At 54.6% G+C, this 16,866-nt stretch carries 19 protein-coding genes; 14 read left to right on the top strand and 5 right to left on the bottom strand.

Annotated features, from left to right (window positions below):
• Positions 1–31: 31 nt before the first annotated feature.
• A complete protein-coding gene (gene rlmE / locus C7H10_RS12110) occupies positions 32–670 on the bottom strand; it encodes a 23S rRNA (uridine(2552)-2'-O)-methyltransferase RlmE (protein ID WP_106695055.1) in 639 nt (212 codons plus the stop codon).
• A gap of 170 nt (positions 671–840) precedes the next feature.
• Between rlmE and C7H10_RS12105 the strand changes: the two genes are divergently transcribed.
• The 7 genes from C7H10_RS12105 (at position 841) to ppnP (ending at position 6,113) form a co-directional block, all read left to right on the top strand.
• Positions 841–2,478 carry an NAD(P)/FAD-dependent oxidoreductase gene (locus C7H10_RS12105; RefSeq protein ID WP_106695054.1) on the top strand — a complete coding sequence of 546 codons (1,638 nt, stop codon included), beginning with the start codon at positions 841–843 and terminating at the stop codon, positions 2,476–2,478.
• Entirely contained in the window at positions 2,475–3,245 is a 771-nt protein-coding gene (locus tag C7H10_RS12100) for a TrmH family RNA methyltransferase (protein WP_106695053.1), read from the top strand. Before C7H10_RS12105 ends, C7H10_RS12100 begins: the two co-directional genes overlap by 4 nt.
• Entirely contained in the window at positions 3,242–3,592 is a 351-nt protein-coding gene (locus tag C7H10_RS12095) for a hypothetical protein (RefSeq protein ID WP_106695052.1), read from the top strand. Before C7H10_RS12100 ends, C7H10_RS12095 begins: the two co-directional genes overlap by 4 nt.
• Before the next feature lie 245 nt (positions 3,593–3,837).
• The gene (locus C7H10_RS12090; protein ID WP_106695051.1) at positions 3,838–4,167 is read left to right on the top strand and encodes a nucleotidyltransferase domain-containing protein; all 330 of its coding nucleotides are present in this window, start codon (positions 3,838–3,840) and stop codon (positions 4,165–4,167) included.
• Positions 4,168–4,515: 348 nt separating this feature from the next.
• Positions 4,516–5,274 (top strand): hypothetical protein, encoded by a 759-nt coding sequence (locus C7H10_RS12085; protein ID WP_106695050.1) that lies wholly within the window; start codon positions 4,516–4,518, stop codon positions 5,272–5,274.
• A 154-nt stretch (positions 5,275–5,428) separates the two neighbouring features.
• A complete protein-coding gene (locus C7H10_RS12080; protein WP_106695049.1) occupies positions 5,429–5,815 on the top strand; it encodes a glutaredoxin family protein in 387 nt (128 codons plus the stop codon).
• A 16-nt stretch (positions 5,816–5,831) separates the two neighbouring features.
• Positions 5,832–6,113 (top strand): pyrimidine/purine nucleoside phosphorylase, encoded by a 282-nt coding sequence (gene ppnP, locus C7H10_RS12075; protein WP_106695048.1) that lies wholly within the window; start codon positions 5,832–5,834, stop codon positions 6,111–6,113.
• A 65-nt stretch (positions 6,114–6,178) separates the two neighbouring features.
• On the opposite strand, the gene C7H10_RS12070 is transcribed toward ppnP, so the two are convergent.
• On the bottom strand, positions 6,179–6,571 hold the full coding sequence (locus C7H10_RS12070; RefSeq protein ID WP_106695047.1) for a DUF1622 domain-containing protein: 393 nt from the start codon (positions 6,569–6,571) through the stop codon (positions 6,179–6,181).
• Between the two features lie 196 nt (positions 6,572–6,767).
• Between C7H10_RS12070 and C7H10_RS12065 the strand changes: the two genes are divergently transcribed.
• Positions 6,768–7,112, top strand: a complete 345-nt coding sequence (locus C7H10_RS12065) for a hypothetical protein (protein WP_106695046.1) — start codon at positions 6,768–6,770, stop codon at positions 7,110–7,112.
• Between the two features lie 55 nt (positions 7,113–7,167).
• Here the strand turns inward: C7H10_RS12065 and C7H10_RS12060 are convergent, their stop codons facing one another.
• From C7H10_RS12060 to C7H10_RS12050, 3 genes are all read right to left on the bottom strand, one after another.
• The gene (locus tag C7H10_RS12060) at positions 7,168–7,611 is read right to left on the bottom strand and encodes a pilin (RefSeq protein ID WP_106695045.1); all 444 of its coding nucleotides are present in this window, start codon (positions 7,609–7,611) and stop codon (positions 7,168–7,170) included.
• Between the two features lie 284 nt (positions 7,612–7,895).
• On the bottom strand, positions 7,896–9,356 hold the full coding sequence (locus tag C7H10_RS12055) for an O-antigen ligase family protein (protein ID WP_167392900.1): 1,461 nt from the start codon (positions 9,354–9,356) through the stop codon (positions 7,896–7,898).
• A 285-nt stretch (positions 9,357–9,641) separates the two neighbouring features.
• Positions 9,642–10,115: a pilin gene (locus C7H10_RS12050; protein WP_106695180.1), complete on the bottom strand. Its 474-nt coding sequence runs from the start codon at positions 10,113–10,115 to the stop codon at positions 9,642–9,644.
• Between the two features lie 405 nt (positions 10,116–10,520).
• Here C7H10_RS12050 and pilB point away from each other — a divergent pair, with 405 nt between their 5' ends.
• The 6 genes from pilB (at position 10,521) to tsaA (ending at position 16,846) form a co-directional block, all read left to right on the top strand.
• Entirely contained in the window at positions 10,521–12,233 is a 1,713-nt protein-coding gene (gene pilB, locus C7H10_RS12045; protein ID WP_106695043.1) for a type IV-A pilus assembly ATPase PilB, read from the top strand.
• Positions 12,234–12,235: 2 nt separating this feature from the next.
• Entirely contained in the window at positions 12,236–13,456 is a 1,221-nt protein-coding gene (locus C7H10_RS12040) for a type II secretion system F family protein (protein ID WP_106695042.1), read from the top strand.
• Positions 13,457–13,529: 73 nt separating this feature from the next.
• Positions 13,530–14,405 (top strand): prepilin peptidase, encoded by an 876-nt coding sequence (locus tag C7H10_RS12035; RefSeq protein WP_106695041.1) that lies wholly within the window; start codon positions 13,530–13,532, stop codon positions 14,403–14,405.
• Between the two features lie 3 nt (positions 14,406–14,408).
• The gene (gene coaE / locus C7H10_RS12030) at positions 14,409–15,014 is read left to right on the top strand and encodes a dephospho-CoA kinase (protein WP_106695040.1); all 606 of its coding nucleotides are present in this window, start codon (positions 14,409–14,411) and stop codon (positions 15,012–15,014) included.
• Positions 15,015–15,096: 82 nt separating this feature from the next.
• On the top strand, positions 15,097–16,095 hold the full coding sequence (locus tag C7H10_RS12025; protein WP_244178269.1) for a hypothetical protein: 999 nt from the start codon (positions 15,097–15,099) through the stop codon (positions 16,093–16,095).
• Between the two features lies 1 nt (position 16,096).
• Complete coding sequence (gene tsaA / locus C7H10_RS12020; RefSeq protein ID WP_106695038.1) at positions 16,097–16,846, top strand: tRNA (N6-threonylcarbamoyladenosine(37)-N6)-methyltransferase TrmO; 750 nt, start codon at positions 16,097–16,099, stop codon at positions 16,844–16,846.
• The last annotated feature ends 20 nt before the right edge of the window (positions 16,847–16,866 follow it).

The following is a 16,866-nucleotide window of genomic DNA, read 5'->3' as shown; positions in this document are numbered from 1 at the left end:
AGGCTTAGTGCAACAGACGGGCAAAGGTGGGTCAGTCCCCGTTCGGGGACAGACCCTTAAAACCCTTACCAACCAGATAAACCTCACGCGAGCGGGCTCTTGAGGAGTCGGGTTTTCTGACAACGACTTTGGCAAAGACCTCCCGCATGGCTTTGACGTAGTCGTCGTAGCCTTCGCCGTGGAAGACTTTGGCGACGAAGCTGCCTTTGGGTTTGAGGATCTGGCAGGCCATGTCCAGGGCGAGTTCCACCAGGTACATGGAGGCAGCCTGGTCGGCAGCGTTAACGCCGCTGATGTTGGGGGCCATGTCTGAGATGACCACATCGGCCCTGGCGCCATCCAGCGTGGCCATGATTTGATCAAATACTTCCTGCTCGGTGAAGTCACCCTGGATAAATTCGACGCCGGCGATGGGGTCCATATGCAGGATGTCGGAGGCCACGACCCGGCCTTTGTGGCCAACCAGCTTGGCCGCCACCTGGGACCAGCCGCCGGGCGCGGAGCCCAGGTCCACCACCAGATTGGTGGGCTGGATTAGCCGGTCTTTCTCGTTGATTTCAAGCAGCTTGTAACTGGCACGGGAACGGTAGCCGTCCTGTTGTGCTTGTTTCACAAAGGGGTCGTTAACGTGCTCTTCGAGCCAGCGGTTACTGCTTTTGGAACGGGCCATGGTTTGCCATCTGCGTTACTGCGGAAAAAGGGCATTGTACGCTGCCACCGGCGTTGCCGCAAAAGCACGGGCGCCTGACAAGTACCCATCTCCAAAGTACAATGGCGGCCATTCTGACTTTCACTCCAACCCTAATCCGCCGGGCAGTCGCCGGGCGGCCTGGACACACCATGATTCGCGTTACCGAACTGGCTTTACCCCTTGACCACCCCGAGGCTGCACTGAAAGCCGCCCTGCTGCAGCGCCTTAAACTGAAGAACGATGAGCTGCTGGATTTCACCGTCTTCAAGCGCAGCTACGACGCCCGCAAGAAGAACACCGAAATCAAGTTTGTTTACATCATTGATCTGGAAGTGCAAGACGAGGCTGCCGTGCTTGCCCGTTTTGCCGACGACAACCACGTTCGCCCGGCGCCAGATACCGCCTATTACCCGGTAGCGCAGGCGCCTGCTGGTTTGGAACAGCGGCCGGTTGTGGTCGGCCTTGGCCCCTGCGGTTTGTTTGCGGCTTTGTTGCTGGCGCAGATGGGGTTCAGGCCAATTGTGTTGGAACGGGGCAAGGATGTGCGCCGGCGCACCAAAGACACCTGGGCTTTGTGGCGCAAGAAGCAGCTTTCGCCGGAATCCAACGTGCAGTTTGGCGAGGGCGGCGCCGGGCTGTTTTCCGATGGCAAACTGTATAGCCAGATCAAAGATCCCAAGTTCTACGGCCGCAAGGTGATGGCGGAGTTCGTGAAGGCGGGCGCGCCGGAAGAAATTCTGTACGTGAGCAAGCCCCATATCGGCACCTTCCGGCTGACTGGCGTGGTGTCAAAAATGCGCGAGGAGATCATTCGCCTGGGTGGCGAGATTCGCTTCGAACAGAAAGTCACCGACCTGCTGGTGGACAATGGCCAGGTGAAAGGGGTGGAACTGGCCAGTGGCGAACAGCTGATGAGCCGGCATGTGGTGATGGCACTGGGGCACAGCGCCCGGGAGACGTTCCGCATGCTGCACCAGCGCGGGGTGTTCCTGGAAGCCAAGCCTTTCGCCATCGGGTTTCGGATTGAGCACCCGCAAAGTCTGATCGACCACGCGCGGCTGGGCAAATACGCCGGCCACCCGGCACTGGGCGCAGCGGATTACAAGCTGGTGTACCACGCCAGCAACGGTCGCGCGGTGTACAGTTTCTGCATGTGCCCGGGCGGCACCGTAGTGGCGGCCACTTCCGAACCGGGGCGAGTGGTTACTAACGGCATGAGCCAGTATTCCCGCAACGAACGCAACGCCAACTCCGGCATCGTGGTGAATATCGACCCCGAGCAAGACTTTCCAGGTGGCCCGCTGGCCGGCGTCGACCTGCAGGAGCAACTGGAAGCCAATGCCTACAAGCTGGGCGGCAGTGATTACTGCGCACCGGGCCAATTGGCGGGTGATTTCATCGCGGGTAAGCCGTCTGACAAACTCGGCGAGGTGGTTCCGTCCTACAAACCCGGTATTCGCCTGGGCGATTTGGCCCCTTCCCTGCCCCCCTACGCCATCGACGCCATCCGCGAAGCGTTGCCCGCCTTCGGCCGGCAGATACGCGGTTTCGATCGGGCCGATGCGGTGTTGACCGGCATTGAAACCCGCACCTCCTCCCCCGTGCGCATCACCCGCGACCGGGACACCCTGCAAAGCCTGAACACCCGCGGCCTGTACCCGGCCGGAGAAGGCGCAGGCTATGCCGGCGGTATCTTATCTGCCGGGGTGGATGGCATCAAAGTGGCCGAAGCAGTTGCCAAAGCCATGATGGCTGAGCTGGACACCGCTGGGAGCAATCCATCGTGAAGCTGGACGACATCAAGAAGCTGCACCAGAAAAAATACCGCCAGGCCTTCGGGCATTTTCTGGTAGAGGGGGAGCATCTGGTACTGGAATTGGATAAAGCACGTGAGCAGGCCCCTTCCACCTGGGGACAAGCGCAGCTCTATGTCACCAGCGCCTACGAACACTGGAAAAGCCCGTGGCCGAAGCACCTGATCAGCGACCGGCAAATGGTCCAACTGACCGACACCAAAACGCCCCAGGGGATTCTGGCCGTGGTACCAATGCCGCCGGCGCCAGCGGCAAGCTCCATGCCCGGTGAAAAAGCCGTTTACCTGCACGAAGTACAGGACCCCGGCAATCTGGGCACCATCTTGCGCACCCTGGCCTGGTTCGGCGGCATGCGCTGCCTGCTCAGCCCCGGCAGTGTAGACCCGTTCAATCCGAAAGTGGTCCGAGCCAGCATGGGGGCGATTTTTCACGTGCCGATTGAAACCGAGGTTTCACTGGACACTCTCGTCCGCCGTTATCCTCGCATCGCCTGCCTGGACATTGGCGGTGAAGCCATCGCCAATCCCGCTTTTGCAGAACACGACTGCTACCTGTTCGGCAACGAAGCCCGCGGCGTGCCGCAGGAAGCTTTGAAAGAGCTAGCTGCCCAGCGCTTCACCATTCCCGGCGCCGCAAAGATCGAATCCCTGAATCTGGCTTCTGCGGTAAATATGGCGGTTTATGAGCTGAACCGGGGCACCATCACCAACGTTGCATCCCCCTTCAAGGCAAATCAATGATTCGTAAATACGTGATCGGAACCCTTTCCCTCGGAGTATTCCTGGCCTTCATCCTGGCCATGGTGCTGATGGTGCAATTGCACCGCTACGGTATCGCCGTGGATGTCGCCCGCCTCGAAAACCTGCAAGCCTGGTCTGGCGACGACGAACAGCGACAGGCGCAGATGCAGAGATACTTCGAATATTGCATCGACAACCACCGAGACCCGGAAGACAAGCGTAGCCCGGAGCATATTCGCTCTTTGTACCAATGTGCCGAAGAGCACGGCTCCCCCGAGATCGCCCAGGTGGTGAGGCAAGCACCCAATACCGTAGAAGCCCCAGCACCCCTGCGCTGGTTCTGGTAATTCAGGTTGGGGTCAGACCCCAGGACATTTGATGGGGTGAAATGTCTTGGGGTCTGACCCCATGCTATTCTGACGGATACGCGAGATAAGGGAGAATCAAAGGTGACAGAGCAAGATGTCCGCTGGGTACAGCGTTTCAGTAATTTTAAAAAGGCATTCGGCCAGTTGGACTCTGCTGTGAAGCTGTGCCAGACGCGTGACCTGTCTGACCTTGAAAGGCAGGATGGACCAAGAGGCAGAGAAGTATGACCTTGCGTGAAGAAACGTCTTCGCAAGCAGATCAATTCGGCTTACCGAGCCGCGTTATTAACAGCCTCAAAGCGCTCTTCGAAAAATACTCTGAAATAGAACAAGTGACTCTTTATGGCTCCCGCGCCAAGGGCAATTATCGCCATAACTCGGATATCGATTTAATGCTCACCGCGCCAACACTCTCCTGGCGGAGGTTCAATAACTTGGAACTGGAGATTGATGATCTGCTACTGCCTTGGAAAGTCGATCTGGCTTTGGAACATCAGGTAGAGAACCAAGACCTGCTTGAGCACGTTGCACGGGTTGGCGTGCGAGTTTTGTGAACCCTTCATTCCTTCATGATTCGCACGGCATCGTATACAAAAACCGACACTGCTCGCTGGGCAAGCATGAGCACCTTGTCGCGGTTTGGCTTCATCGACCAATGCAAATCTTTTGGAAAAGAAGGCTGGCGCCCGCTCATGACTGGAACCTCAAGTAGCCAATGTACAGAAAACGCACCTTTGTTGGACGTTCCAGTGTTACGTGATTGCCGGTATCAAAACAAGTTAGCCTTGGCTAAGCGGACGGAACGTCGGGTTTCCCGTGAAGTTGGGGGCAGACCCCGGAACATTTCAGGTCACCAAATGTCTTGGGGTCTGACCCCAAATTTTGAGCGGGATCTAATCGTTATGGCACGCCCCTTTCTTTTTGCCCTCTCAATGGCCGTAAGCGCTTTTCTATCGACACCGGCCGCAGCTGATGAAACACGTGACTGGACGTTAACGGTCGAAACCGGGCCCGTCTGGCTTTCCCGCAACGATGTTCAGATACCGAACGACAGCTCAGGAGATCGCTTTGACCTGCTGAAACTGACTGGCCAGGGAGCCGACCCGTATTTGCGGGTGCATTTGGCCTACCAGCTATCTGACAAGCATTCTGTCAGTCTTCTTTATGCCCCATTACGCACTTATGGCCACGGTGAGCTGCCCGACGATGTGCGCTTTGCCGGCGAGACGTTTGAGGCAGGAAGCAGCGTAAAGGGGGTATATAAGTTCAACACCTACCGGCTGGGCTGGCGATATCACTGGCCAGAGCATGGCGACTGGAAACTAAGCGCGGGGGCCACGCTGCTAGTGCGCGATGCCAATGTTCGACTCAGCCAGGGCACCACAAGCGCCGATGACCCAGACCTTGGCGTAGTACCACTGCTGTCTTTCCGGGCCCGCCGGGCTTTTGCTCAGCGCTGGGCTTCGGAGTTTGACGTGGAGGGCCTTGGCGCGCCCCAGGGCCGGGCGATTGATGCCGCCGTGGCCGTAACCTATCAACTGTCACCGCAACTGGAAGGCCGGCTCGGCTACCGAACCTTGGAAGGCGGAGCAGATAACGACAGCGTATACACCTTTGCCTGGGCCCACTATGGCTTGCTGGGATTAAGCTACCGCTTTTAGAGGTGCGCGGTTGGCCATCCCAATTTGGGGTCAGACCCCAGAACATTTGGTGGGGTGAAATGTCTTGGGGTCTGACCCCAGATGATCAGCCGTGGTATCCTTGCCGCCCTGTTTCCAGCACATCCGCTCATGTCCAAATAGCTTAGGTTTTATTATGCGAATGATTATCCGCGCTTTTTTCCGCCTGCTGCGGCTGGTTCTAACACCGTTTATGTTGCTTTCGGAGAAGCTCAGTACACCGAAGGCCATCAGCCGTTCGCCTGAGCAGCGAGCAGAGATTGATAAGGCCACCGAAAACCTGGCGCTCTACCAGTTCCGGGCCTGTCCGTTTTGCATAAAAGTACGTAAAGAGATCGCCCGGCTGGGGTTGAATATCGAACTGCGTGACGCACAACATGACCCAGCGCATCGTGAGGATCTTTTGAATGGCGGCGGCGCCGTTAAAGTGCCATGTCTGCTGATCACCGATGACCAGGGTGAGAAGCAATGGATGTATGAGTCTGGCGATATCAATGCCTGGCTAAACCGGCAGTTTGGATAAATAAGGGGTAATGACCATGTTAAACGTAAACGAATACTTCGACGGCAAAGTAAAATCCATTGCCTTCCAAGGCGAGTCTCTGCCTGCAACCGTAGGTGTGATCAGTTCCGGTGAGTACGAGTTCGGCACCAGTAAAAAAGAAGTGATGACTGTTGTCAGCGGCGCATTAACCGTTCAGCTTCCAGATAGCGATAGCTGGACCCGCTACGGGGCCGGCGATGCCTTTGAAGTAGCGGCCAACACCAGCTTCAAGGTAAAGGCTGACGTAGATACCGCCTATTTCTGCACCTACGAATAACAACATTGGGGTCAGACCCCAGAACATTTGGCGGGGGTGAAATGTCTTGGGGTCTGACCCCAAATTCACTCACCCTCGCCGTTATGATCGGATAAACGGCCAGATTGTGCCGACTGGTGAGTTCGTTCCATTTCCCGCTCCAGAAAGTAGCTCAGTACTACCCTGATCAGTACAACAGCACCGAGCATGGCAATGTGCTCCCAAGCGGGTGATATAACGCTTTTGATGATGTCTGCACCGATAAAAATATCCAGCGCCAACAGAAGATGAGCACCCAGGCGTTCCCGAATACGGGCAGTTTTTCTCACCAGCTTCGCGTGAGCACCCCTGTGGCCAGCCAGCAGCGTGAGGAAACGAATGACAGCCTCCGCAACACCCCAGACAACAACAGCTACACCCAGCAGGCTTATCAGGTAGAACAACGTCGTCACGATACGGACAGTCAGGTCTTCGAGCATGAAGTCTCCACGTCTCTGGGCATGGCATTCTATTCAGTCAACAGCAAGTAGCTCAGATTGTAGTTGGTGTAACAGGTTATCGCCGTAAAAGTTGGAACGGCGACTGTTTGGCTCGCTAACTTACGGCCTGACTGATTTCAGTGATATGTTTAATAGCTATTGAGACGGAAATCAGAACGAGCGAACAGACAACACCATGAAACACAACCGCGCCAGAGCCTATATCCGCAATCGCATTGTATTCCTTTGCATCATTCTACTGATTGCCGTTTTCACCGCCCGTTTTCTGTTCCCCCAAGGTGAACCTGTCGTTCAGCGTGTGCAGGGGATCATTATTGAAATCAATCAGGGCGAAGGCGAGAGTCTGAGGACAGGAACCTCGACAACTCTTACAACCGCGAGAGTCCTGCTTCCTGATGGTTCTGAGACACGAGTAATGGTCAGCGGGGCCAGCCTTCAGCCCGGGCAGAGAATCCAACTGATTGAACAGCGATTTCCCGATGGGACTCTGCGCTACAGCTACCCCCGGGCAGAGTTATAATAGCCAGTACAGAGGGAGGCAGTTGTTCATGATTATCATGGGGCTGCCCACAACTTCAGAGCACGGTGCAATTTGCAGGTGTATAGCTGGCGCGCCATTGGCTAGCGGCTGATTTATCGATAACACAGCGCCATTCGCCGGCCACAGTGCGCTCGAATCGGAGAATGACACCTGCCAGGTTCGGGTGTGCATTGCCCCCCATGGTCACTTGCAGGTGACCAGATCCGTCAGCATTCAAGGTACCTATTTCGGTAACAATATCACCTGTGGTCAGGTTTGACGGGCTATAACCGAGAGACTGGTTATTGATACCAGAAGTACCCGTTGTGTTGGACTCGAATCCTGAGCGATAGGCGCCAAGTTCGCTAACCGCCCGCCCGATTTGACTTTTTACCACATACCCCTGATACGCCGGAATAGCAGCCGCCGCCAAAATGCCGATGATCGCAACAACGATCATTAACTCAATAAGGGTGAAGCCTTTGGTGTGTTTTGGCATTACTCTGTCTCACTGAGTGGTCACTGGGACATGCTCAGCAAGATGGGGGCCATGTTTGATGATCTGAGTCAGTATGGCTGCTGTCAGCAAGAAAAAATTTACGATTGTTGTTAGCTGCACGTTGACTACCCAGCTGCCGGGAAGGCACCGTCAACGTCAAAGCTGGTGGGACTTCACGGTGCATCTGATCTCTCAGAACTAAGCCCGTAGGCAAAAGTCTCTTGCGAATCGCTCTCAAGACTACCAGTAACTTGATTTCAAGTAGCTGGCGACTGGCAAACGCCTCACTCCGACCGAGGAAAATTTCCATGGAACCAGAATCGTGGCTGTATGCCACCACCAACTTCTTCAAAGTACGTCTGCTCGTCCAAGCGCATATCTTCAAAGTAAGCCCAGACCTGATTCATCCAAAGCAACCAAAGAGTCATTAGCGCCAGGCCTATGAGCAATGCAAAAACTTTTCGAAAACCTGAAGGCCGTTCAGGTTCAGACGCCCCACAGCTAGAGGATCGTGTTGGGATGATCAACGCCCAGAATGCGATAAGAACGAACAATCCAACTATCATTGATCCTGGCGCTACAAACACGGCAGATACGCCCGCATGAAACAAAGCTGCAGAAACAGAAGCCGTTACGCCTATCAGCAGAAAGGTATGTTCATCGTTATTTCCACGAAACAGTTCAGAGCGTTTTATCCAGAAATAACGAACTGCTTGAGCAACAACCAGCCCCAACAGGGCAATCAAAACCCAGCCATACTCGGCAGCCCACATGAGATACATATTATGTGGATGCCCAAAGTGCCGACTCTGGGAGTATCCATCGGTCAATATCTCATGAGTCAACCACGACTGGGGCCCCAAACCAAACGGAAAATTTTGAAGGCTCATTGAAAAGGCTTCAATAAATAAAGGAATCCGCCCTGAACTGTCCGCCTTGATACTCCGGATTTGAATGTCGTCTGCTATTAACGTTGGAATAGCGACTGATAATAGCCCCCAAATGACAAAGCCAACCAACACCCCCCCAAAAAAGACGTTTAACCAAGGTAAAGCGCGACGTCCAAATAGAATCAACACGAGAACTGCCCCGAAAGCAATTCCGAGTGCAGATCCTCGAGAAGTTGACAGAATCAGTATCCACCACCAGAGGCCTGCACCAAGTACGCTCACTGTTCGCCAAATACGATGTTGCTTTGACCGCCCGACAAGTATCGCCAATGGCATAAGAGGAATGCACCAGGTTGCAATGTGACTCCAGTAACGGATATTGCCAAAGCCCCAAGGAATAAAATTCACCAAATCGGTTTCCCCATCGAATAGGGCAAATAGATATATATTGATTGTAGCCAAGCCATATGCGCTGCAAGTGGCTACGACAATTAGCACCAAATCCCGACCGACGTTCTCATTAGAGCCTGTCCAAGAAGCCCACGCACCACTTACAACTGTGGCAAAGAAAAAGAACGCATACATTCCTGGCTCAACCCAAACGTATAACTGACCTCGAAAGGGAAGGGAAAGAACAAAAAAACTGCCGCATAGCAAAGTGATTGGGACTAAAACGCGCAAACTCTTACAAATAGAAGAATAGCGATTCAATACAAGGAAGGCCGAGGAGATAATAACGAGCAAACCGGAAAGCGCCAAAAGCAGAAAACGCTGATCCGCATAACCACCAAACGGGGCTGGAGTGAAATCAATGAACAGAACTGCCCCGAACCCCAAAAGTGCGGCTGTCGCCAATGTCCATCGTGAGATTGAGCCAGAAGAGTACATTGCATAATTACCTGATGGATTAACGTACTAATAAAAAGCGCCGGACCCGCATTTGCAAGAATTGAACTACTTTCATATGACGCTTTTGCGTCTGGAGCTTTACGCTGAGTTGGTATGCGGCTTGCGCGTAATCAGGACTGAGGTAGATACATGCATAAATGAAAAAGGCCCGAAGGTATAGACCCCCGAGCCTCTTGGCCACCCAAGGCAGGTTGTTTCTTTTGACCTACCCTGTTCGGCTTTCAGAATTACTTAGCTGTGCGGACAGGCCGTAGGTGCGTAGCTGTTTTTCCAGCCCTGTGCGGCGGTGCCACCGGTCATACCACAGGTCCAAGCACCGTTTGCGTTACGAGACAAGGTGATAGTTACACCCGCCACGTTGGCACCGGCATCGCCCCCAAGCTCAACAGCCACGGTCGGGGTCGCTGTGCCACCGTTCTGAACGTCAACTTGTGCCTTGCCCGTGCCATCTACAAGGTTAGAAGTGGTCCAGCCCAGGTCTTCTTCACCGACGCCTGGTGTGTCGGCAGACACGATCGTACGCCCCTGGAGAATTGCAGCCTCTGCCCCAGACCTCAGAGAATTAAGCTCTGAAACAACGCGAGTTACCTGCGAGCGAGCGGTGTAATCCTGATACTGCGGAATAGCAATAGCCGCCAAAATACCAATAATCGCCACAACGATCATCAGTTCGATCAGGGTGAAACCCTTCTGACCATGACTCATTTTGATTTCTTGCATGTTATCGACCTCTAGAGTTGTCGTTTCTTTTTCAAAGCTCTGACCGCCAGGCATATTTCCCGTCAGCCGCGCTGAGCCTGAAACAGGCTAAGCAGCCAGCGTGCCAATTGCAAGATAATGTTAAAAATGGGCGTGCATTCAGGGCGTTGCAACCCTTTGTGATACGCATCACATAAGGCAAGCCTATAAAAACCCCGCCCGATCACGTCCAGGAGTGACGTTTTTTGTCACCCACCCCTAACACAAACCGACCAGCACATTTCAACGACATGTCTTTGAGAAAGATCAAACCTGAGACCTACCCCGCTTTCCAAACCCCGGCCATGCATCTAAACTCTGTGTTCATAAAGACGAGTTTCAGCCACTTACAAGACTTTCCTCAGAGCATTTATGGCGAACAGCAACCGAAACGTGACCCTGACAGGCTTGGCCCGTCGATTTGTGGATGACGGGCTTCTGGATGAAGATACCGCCAAGGATGCATTCCTACAGGCTTCCCAGAACCGCATTCCACTGATCACCTACCTCACCCAGAACCACCTTGCAGACAGTTCCAAACTGGCGTTCTCCGCCGCCATGGAGTTCGGGGTTTCCGTTCTGGATCTGGACTCTTTCCTGCCGGAAATGATGCCGGAGAAGGTGGTTGACGAAAAACTGGTTCGCAAGCACAACGCCCTGCCGCTTTATAAGCGTGGCAACCGGCTGTTCATTGCGGTGTCAGACCCCACGAATATTCAGGCACTGGATGAGATCAAATTCAACACGGGGCTGAGTACTGACGCGATTCTGGTGGATGACGCCAAGCTACGTGCCGCCATCGACAAGTACCTCGAATCCCAGGACACCAGCATGGGTGACCTGGACGATGCTGACCTCGAAGGTGTTGAGACGGAAGGCGGTGATCAGGACGACGATGGCGCTGTCAGTACCGCGGAAGTGGATGACGCCCCCATCGTCAAATACGTCAACAAGATGCTGCTTGATGCCATTCGCGGCGGCGCTTCCGATATCCACTTCGAGCCCTATGAAAAGATTTACCGGGTGCGCTACAGAACCGACGGCATCCTGAAAGAGATATCCCGCCCATCTATCAAGCTCGCACCGAAGATCTCTGCCCGGGTAAAGATTATGGCGCAACTGGACATATCGGAGCGCCGAATCCCCCAGGATGGCCGGATAAAAATGAAGCTATCCAAAACTAAGGCCATCGATTTCCGGGTAAATACTCTGCCCACCCTTTGGGGCGAAAAGATTGTTCTACGAATTCTGGACCCGAGCCAGGCCAAGCTGGGCATCGACGTGCTGGGTTACGAGGAAGACCAGAAGCAACTGTATATGGATGCACTGGCGCAGCCCCAGGGCATGATTCTGGTCACCGGGCCGACCGGTTCTGGCAAGACGGTATCGCTCTATACCGGCCTGAACATTCTGAACACTCCAGGCATCAACATTTCTACAGCAGAAGACCCGGCGGAAATTAACCTGGAAGGCATCAACCAGGTTAACGTGAACACCAAAGTGGGCCTGGGATTTGCCGAAGCGCTTCGAGCCTTCCTGCGGCAAGATCCGGATGTGATCATGGTGGGTGAGATCCGGGATCTGGAAACCGCCAACATCGCGATCAAGGCGGCACAAACCGGACACCTGGTCCTGTCTACCCTGCACACCAACAGCGCTGCAGAAACCCTGACCCGGATGATGAACATGGGGGTGCCTGCGTTCAACATAGCCACTTCCGTGAGCCTGATCATCGCCCAGCGCCTTGGCCGGCGGCTGTGCAGCTGCAAGCAGCCGGCAGACATCCCAAAAGACGTGCTTTTGAAGGAAGGGTTCACACAAGAACAAATTGATACAGGCTTTACGTTGTACCGCCCCAAGGGCTGTGATAAATGCTCTAGTGGATACAAAGGCCGCGTCGGTATTTACGAAGTGGTGAAGATTACTGAAGAACTGGCGAGCATGATTATGGAAGAAGCCAGTTCGATAAAAATTGCAAAACAAGCGCAGGCAGAAGGCTTCCGAAACCTGAGGCAATCCGCCCTTTTGAAAGTGATGGAAGGGGTGACCAGCCTTGAGGAAGCCAACCGCGTGACGAAGGATTAAGCATGGCAGAAAAAGCGCAGAAGCTGGAATCGTACGTTTGGGAAGGCAAAGACCGGAAGGGCAACAAGACCAAGGGCGAGCTAACTGGCTCTAACCTGGCCTTGGTAAAAGCCCAACTGCGGAAGCAGGGCATTATCCCGGATAAGGTCAAGAAGAAGCCCAAGCCGTTATTTGGTGGCAGCAAGAAGATCACACCGTTTGATATTGCGATGCTTACCCGCCAACTGGCCACGATGATGAAGGCCGGCGTTCCCTTGGTGCAGAGTTTCGACATTGTGGCTGACGGCCTTGAAAATAAGGGTCTGCAGGAACTGGTGATGAGTATCCGGAACGATATCTCCTCCGGCACCGGGTTTGCTTCTGCCCTGCGCAAGCACCCAAGACATTTTGACGACCTCTACTGCAACCTGGTGGATTCCGGTGAAAAGGCCGGTGCGCTTGAGCAGATGCTGGACAGGATAGCCACCTATCTCGAGAAGACGGAGTTGCTCAAGAAAAAAGTCAAAAAGGCCATGACTTATCCGATTGCGGTTATTGTGGTTGCTATTGTGGTAACTGCCATATTGCTGGTTAAGGTGGTTCCCCAGTTCGAGAGCTTGTTCCAGGGCTTCGGGGCTGACTTGCCGGTATTCACTCAAATGGTAGTAAGGCTATCCGAATGGCTGCAGACCTGGTGGTTTGTTGTGCTGCTTGGCATTGTGGGTACCATTTTCCTATTCAAAGAATCCAAACGACGCTCCCAGAAATTTTCTGACATAGTGGACAAATATGTCCTCAAGCTGCCAGTTGTTGGCGAAATCCTGGACAAATCCGCCGTCGCCAAGTTCGGCCGAGTGCTCTCTACCACCTTCGCCGCCGGTGTTCCATTGGTGGACGCACTGGACTCCGTTGCCGGAGCGACCGGTAACGCGGTATACCGGGATGCCATCATGAGAATCAAAAACGATGTCTCAAGTGGCACCCAACTGCAAACAACCATGAAACAGCAGGACATTTTCCCGGTGATGGCGGTGCAGCTCACCGCCATCGGGGAAGAATCCGGTAACCTGGACGAAATGCTGCGCAAAGTCGCCGAGCACTACGAAGCCGTGGTTGACGATATGGTTGACAACCTGACTGCTCTGATGGAGCCCATGATTATGGCGGTTCTGGGTGTACTGGTAGGCGGCTTGATCATCGCCATGTACCTGCCAATCTTCCAAATGGGCCAGGTTGTTGGCTAAGCACCCGCCCTTTCCTGCTCCCCGCCCTTTCCGGGGAGCAGGCACTCAATCAATCTTATCAATGAGTTTTTGAATGCCCTCTCTAGACCAATTCCTCTCCACCCCCTGGCTCCTATACCTAACCGTCACCCTATTCTCCCTCTGCATCGGCAGCTTCCTGAACGTAGTCATCTTACGCCTGCCAAAAATGATGCAGCAGGAATGGCGTTGCCAGTGTGAAGAGTTTCTGGAGGTACCGGAAAAGCAGCGCAAGCAGGCCCCCCCCCTTTCCCTCTCCAAACCAGCCTCCACCTGCCCATCCTGCGGTCATCAGATTCGGGCCTGGGAGAATATTCCAGTGATCAGTTGGCTAGTACTGCGGGGCAAGTGCTCCTCTTGTGGAACGTCGATTTCACCGCGCTACCCGATTATTGAAGCCATCACCGCGATCTTCTCAGTGGTGACCATCGCTTTGCTGGGGCCGACGGAAGCGGCGCTTTGGGCCTTGCTGCTGGTTTGGGCCCTGGTGGCGCTGACGATGATCGATTTCGACACGCAGTTGCTACCAGATAGCATTACCCTGCCCCTGATGTGGCTCGGCCTGGTGTTGAACTATTTTGGCGTGCTGACAGACTTTAACAGTGCCTTCTGGGGTGCAGTGGCAGGGTACTTATCGCTTTGGTCAGTGTATTGGCTGTTCAAGCTGGTAACTGGCAAAGAAGGTATGGGGCATGGGGATTTCAAGCTGCTGGCGGCCCTGGGTGCCTGGCTGGGGTGGCAGTTGTTGCCGGCGGTGATTTTGCTGTCGTCCCTGGTGGGGGCGGTGGTTGGTATTGCGCTGATGGTGTTCAAAAAGCATGGGCGTGAGGTGCCGATTCCGTTTGGGCCTTATCTGGCGGCGGCTGGGTTACTTTGTTTGTGGTTTGGGGCCGAGATTCAGGCGATTTGGTTTGGTTTTTTGGGAGTTTGATGCTTGAAGATCGTTGGGTTAACTGGCGGGATTGGTTCCGGGAAGTCTACGGTAGTGCGTATCTTTGGGGATTTAGGTGTGCACTGGGTGGATGCGGATGATGTGGCTCGGGAGGTGGTTGAGCCTGGAACGGCTGGGTTGGCCGCGATTGCTGAGCACTTTGGCCGCGACATTCTGCAGGCGGACGGCGCACTGGACAGGGCTGCGCTTCGCCAGCGGGTGTTTGAGAACCCAGAAGAGAGAAACTGGCTCGAACGCCTGTTACATCCGGTCATTCGCGAGGAGCTAGTCAGGCAACTGCAATCACCAGAAGCCCCCCATTCCCAGCCTTATGTTCTGCTGGTTTCGCCATTACTCCTGGAAACCGACCAACATGAACTGGTGGATCGCGTGGTGGTGGTTGATGTGCCCGAACACATTCAGATTGAACGCACCATGGCCCGGGACGATAATAGCCGGGTTCAGGTAGAGCGCATTATGGCTGCGCAGATGGCCAGGGATGAGCGGCGTTCACGGGCAGACGCTGTTATCGACAACAACCGCCCTTTACAGGATGTGGAGCGCCAGGTTTGTGAATTGCATAATCGGTTCCTGTTTGAGTTTCGTTAAGGAGCCCCGGCCGAGACATCTGGCCGCCCCGCTTTTACTTTATACGTTGCTGGTCTCATCGCTCGCTCATGCTGCAGAGCCCGTGTTTACGGTAAGAGATTCCGCCATTCCGGATGTGCTGGCACCGGAATCACTCCCGTATTCGTTCTACACGTTTGAACCCGATGAATACTGGGCGGAACCAGAGGATTCCTGGTGGATGAACTTCAGTAACTGGGTCATCCGCCAGGAACGCATTCATGGCACCACAGTCCAGAACTTTGGCGCCTGGGCTGATCGCACCTTGTCTGGCTCGACCCAGTCGCTACCAAATAACGAGAGCTATCTGAGAATCGGGTTTGCGGCAGAATCCGAGTACAGTGATCCGGCGCAATTCAAACCGGAGCTGAGGTTCCGGCTGGATGTTCCCACCACCCAGCAAAAGCTGCGCCTGGTCATTGAGAGCGAAAGCGATGAACTGATCCCTCTTGGTGAACGGGAACGGGACAGGCAGCTCACAGAGCCCGACCGTACCGATACGGAAACCACCGGCGCCCTGCGTTTCCTTTCACAGGTGGGCGACGCCATCAACCTGTCCACCGATGTGGGCGGCCGCCTGAGATTGCCACCGGAAATGTTCTGGCGAACCACCGCCAGCAAGGGCTGGCAACTGGATGATGCCTGGGCGCTGAATGTACAGCAGCGGCTATACTACTACCACACCCGTGGATGGGGCGCGCGGTCATGGTTCGGCGCAGACCGGTCACTTGGCAACGGCTGGCATTTCTACACGTCATCGGAGCTCGAGTGGTTGCACCAGGACCGCAAGTTTGAGGCAGCACAAATCTTCAGTACGCGTAAACGGCTCAGCCATCGTTCCGTCCTCACCCCCAGGCTGGGGGCCCTTGGTGAAAGTCAGCCATCGTGGCGAACCACGTCCTACTTTGCCGATCTCACATGGCGTTATCGCTTGTACGAAGATTGGCTGTTTGCGGAACTGATTCCAGCCCTGGAGTTTCCCAGAGACGAGGGTTTCAAAGATCAGGCCTCGGTGGTGTTCCGTATCGAAATGTACTTCTCAGGAACCATTGACCGGCAATGATATGACCAGACCACGCCACAAATCCCGACCGGCAGACCAGGCTCTCACCCTCACCCCCATTGCCATTACCCACTCTTGCTTCAAAGACAAGTTCGGGGTGCCACGCCAACCGGGGCTTACGCGCCATGCCCATGCTGATCTGCTGATCCAGAGCCCGTTTGACCGGGAGGACGCCTTTCGGGGCCTGGAAACCGCCAGTCATCTGTGGCTTACGTTTCAGTTCCACGAGGCCATTCGTGCCGAGTGGCGGCCGGTGGTTCGCCCCCCACGGCTAGGCGGTAACAAAAAGATCGGCGTCTTCGCCAGTCGCTCGCCTTTCAGGCCTAACAGCCTTGGTTTGTCAGTGGTCAGGAACGAAGGGTTGATTCGCAAAAACGGGCAGTTGGTTCTGCGCATTAGCGACCACGACCTGATCGAAGGCACGCCAATATTAGATATCAAACCCTATTTGCCGTTTGCCGATTCGGTGCCGGAGGCTTCGCTCGGCTGGGCAGAATCCGCGCCCACCGAGCGTGCCGACGTGGTATTCAGCCTTGAGGCTACCGCGCAGCTGGCAACCCTGCCGGTAGAGGAGTATCCGGATGTGAGGGCGCTGATCGAAGACGTTGTGAGTTATGACCCCAGGCCATCATTTCGCCGCGGACGAGATGAAGAGCGCATCTACGGTGCCAACCTTTATGACCTGAATGTGCGTTTTCGTTTTGTGAACGATGATTCAAAGATACGTGTGGAAGTGATATCCGTCTGTTAAACTGCTGCTGGTGATTTTGT

The organism is Marinobacter shengliensis (assembly GCF_003007715.1).
Lineage (GTDB): Bacteria > Pseudomonadota > Gammaproteobacteria > Pseudomonadales > Oleiphilaceae > Marinobacter > Marinobacter shengliensis.
Note: the sequence above shows the minus strand (reverse complement) of the source record. Positions and strands in the feature narration are given on the sequence as shown.

What these genes read in the sequence shown, in the direction of transcription:
- rlmE (WP_106695055.1), bottom strand. Translation starts at nt 670, where the DNA reads ATGGCCCGTTCCAAAAGCAGTAACCGCTGGCTCGAAGAGCACGTTAAC.
- C7H10_RS12105 (WP_106695054.1), top strand. Translation starts at nt 841, where the DNA reads ATGATTCGCGTTACCGAACTGGCTTTACCCCTTGACCACCCCGAGGCT.
- C7H10_RS12095 (WP_106695052.1), top strand. Translation starts at nt 3,242, where the DNA reads ATGATTCGTAAATACGTGATCGGAACCCTTTCCCTCGGAGTATTCCTG.
- C7H10_RS12090 (WP_106695051.1), top strand. Translation starts at nt 3,838, where the DNA reads ATGACCTTGCGTGAAGAAACGTCTTCGCAAGCAGATCAATTCGGCTTA.
- C7H10_RS12085 (WP_106695050.1), top strand. Translation starts at nt 4,516, where the DNA reads ATGGCACGCCCCTTTCTTTTTGCCCTCTCAATGGCCGTAAGCGCTTTT.
- C7H10_RS12080 (WP_106695049.1), top strand. Translation starts at nt 5,429, where the DNA reads ATGCGAATGATTATCCGCGCTTTTTTCCGCCTGCTGCGGCTGGTTCTA.
- ppnP (WP_106695048.1), top strand. Translation starts at nt 5,832, where the DNA reads ATGTTAAACGTAAACGAATACTTCGACGGCAAAGTAAAATCCATTGCC.
- C7H10_RS12070 (WP_106695047.1), bottom strand. Translation starts at nt 6,571, where the DNA reads ATGCTCGAAGACCTGACTGTCCGTATCGTGACGACGTTGTTCTACCTG.
- C7H10_RS12065 (WP_106695046.1), top strand. Translation starts at nt 6,768, where the DNA reads ATGAAACACAACCGCGCCAGAGCCTATATCCGCAATCGCATTGTATTC.
- C7H10_RS12060 (WP_106695045.1), bottom strand. Translation starts at nt 7,611, where the DNA reads ATGCCAAAACACACCAAAGGCTTCACCCTTATTGAGTTAATGATCGTT.
- C7H10_RS12050 (WP_106695180.1), bottom strand. Translation starts at nt 10,115, where the DNA reads ATGAGTCATGGTCAGAAGGGTTTCACCCTGATCGAACTGATGATCGTT.
- pilB (WP_106695043.1), top strand. Translation starts at nt 10,521, where the DNA reads ATGGCGAACAGCAACCGAAACGTGACCCTGACAGGCTTGGCCCGTCGA.
- C7H10_RS12040 (WP_106695042.1), top strand. Translation starts at nt 12,236, where the DNA reads ATGGCAGAAAAAGCGCAGAAGCTGGAATCGTACGTTTGGGAAGGCAAA.
- C7H10_RS12035 (WP_106695041.1), top strand. Translation starts at nt 13,530, where the DNA reads ATGCCCTCTCTAGACCAATTCCTCTCCACCCCCTGGCTCCTATACCTA.
- tsaA (WP_106695038.1), top strand. Translation starts at nt 16,097, where the DNA reads ATGACCAGACCACGCCACAAATCCCGACCGGCAGACCAGGCTCTCACC.